The 1,890-nt window shown below is 55.8% G+C and carries 2 protein-coding genes; both read right to left on the bottom strand.

What is annotated here, in order from left to right; translation table 11 throughout:
• Positions 1–1,069, bottom strand: a 1,069-nt coding sequence (locus L692_RS0117440; RefSeq protein ID WP_025701387.1) for an NAD(P)/FAD-dependent oxidoreductase, incomplete at its 3' end; no start/stop codon positions are given.
• Between the two features lie 49 nt (positions 1,070–1,118).
• Positions 1,119–1,890 (bottom strand): hypothetical protein (locus tag L692_RS32915; RefSeq protein WP_025701386.1); only part of this gene is annotated, 772 nt, incomplete at its 5' end.

Below are 1,890 nucleotides of genomic sequence, written 5' to 3'. Positions count from 1 at the left end.
AGCGGCTGCCGATCGATACCATCGTACCGTGGAAGGCCGGTTTGTATCCCTTTTTCGCTGTTCCGTTAATATCGGCGACAATGTTGCCGGCAATCAGCGGAGCCGCAAGCTCGGCGTTCTCGACCATCTGCGGAACGGGACGCTGTTCGCCTTCGACAATGTAGAAGATGTTGTCGCCGACAACGTACACGTTCTTGTGATCCACGCTTTCCAGATGCTCGTTGGTCACAATGCGCTTGCGTCCTTGCTGCTGCACATCAAGCTTGCCCACAAGCTCGGAGCCTTCGACGCCGGCTGTCCAGACAATGGTGCTCGCGGCCACGACGTTGTTCTCGCCGAGGGCTACGCTGCCTTTGCCCACTTCCGTAATCTTTGCGCCGGTAACGATCTCCACGTTCAGCTTGCGCAGGTGCGCCTCAGCTTTGCGGATGAGCTTCTCCGGCAGGATCGGCAGAATCTTCGGAGCCATGTCGGCCACGATCAGCCGCACTTCCTTCGGATCGATAAAGAATTCTTTGCACAGCTCTTCGCGGTATTCCGCCATTTCGCCTACCAGCTCAACGCCGGTAAAGCCTGCGCCGACGATGACAAAAGTCAGCATGGAACGGCGGACTTCCGGCTTCTTCTCTTTGGCCGCCAGCGTGAACATATCCCGGATCTGCCGCTTGAGCGCCACGGCGTCGTCATAGGACCAGAAAGAGAAGGTGTTCTCCTCAGCCCCGGGAATCCCGAAGAAGGTCGGCTTGCTGCCTGTGCCGATAACGAGATAGTCATACTCGTAGACGGCTTTCTCGGACGTTAATTTCTTGCCCTGGAAGTCAATATCGCCGATCTCGTCGAGCACGACATCCACCTTCAGGCCGGCAAAAATTTTCTTCAGGTCAATCTTGATCGAATCCTCCGGAGCCCGGTTTGCGGAAACCTCATGCAGCTCGGTCAAGAGAGTGTGGTAAGGGTTCCGGTCGATCAATTTGATTTCGACGTCATTGTTGTTTTTTAATTTCTTTGCGAGCTTTTTGGCTGTAAGCACACCGCCGTAGCCGCCGCCAAGAATCACGATTTTCTTCAAAAGAAACTCACCTCATTTATCTGTTTAGCCTCTAAGGAGGAGTGGCGAATTATTTCGCTCCTTCAAGTGCTTGTTCTGCCAGGGTCCAATATTCGCCTACGCTGATCGTCACGCCGGAAATCGCATCGGTCTTGCCTTCGGCGTTGAATGCGGGAGCGGCGGCTTGGTTGGCCAGGTAGTACTGCTGCGCCTTGACTGCTTCTTCATGCCATTCGGCCTGGGCGCTGGGGTTCTTCTCCTTCATGCCGTACTTGCCGTCTTTGGAGAATTGCTGCTTGTCATTGCCGTCCTTGTCGACGCCGCTGAATTTGACAGCCACGATATTGCCGTTGGCGACGGACAAGTCAACCGTTGAAGCCCAGCCGGACTTGGCGTCCATTTCGCCTTGGGCATGGTAGCCGCCGTCCTTGTAGGCTCCAGGCTGAGCCTGGCCTGCGGCCAGAGCGGCCTGAGCTGCTTGGACCAGATCATTAACGTGTATGGATACGCCGGAAACCGCGTCGGTCTTGCCTTCAGCGTCAAAGGTAAGGGCGGCAGGGTCCTGCTTCTCGATCAAGAAGGCTTCCGCCTTGGCAGCCTGCTCATGCCATTCGGCTTGCGCGCCGCCTTTGGCTACAAGACCGTATTTCCCGTCTTCGGAGACCTTCTTCTTCAGATCGCCGGCGTTGTTGACGTTGAATCCATTCCAGTCAACCTTGGTGATTTTGCCGCCTTCGACGGTCAGAATTGCGTAGGTTTGCCAGCCGGTTTTTTCATCGGCGGGAATGGTGCCGTAATACACGCCATCCTGGTATTTAGCCGCATCCCCTATTGGAGCCGCG

The organism is Paenibacillus forsythiae T98, assembly GCF_000520735.1.
Taxonomy (GTDB): domain Bacteria; phylum Bacillota; class Bacilli; order Paenibacillales; family Paenibacillaceae; genus Paenibacillus_AQ; species Paenibacillus_AQ forsythiae.
This window is presented reverse-complemented; position numbering and strand designations above follow the sequence as displayed.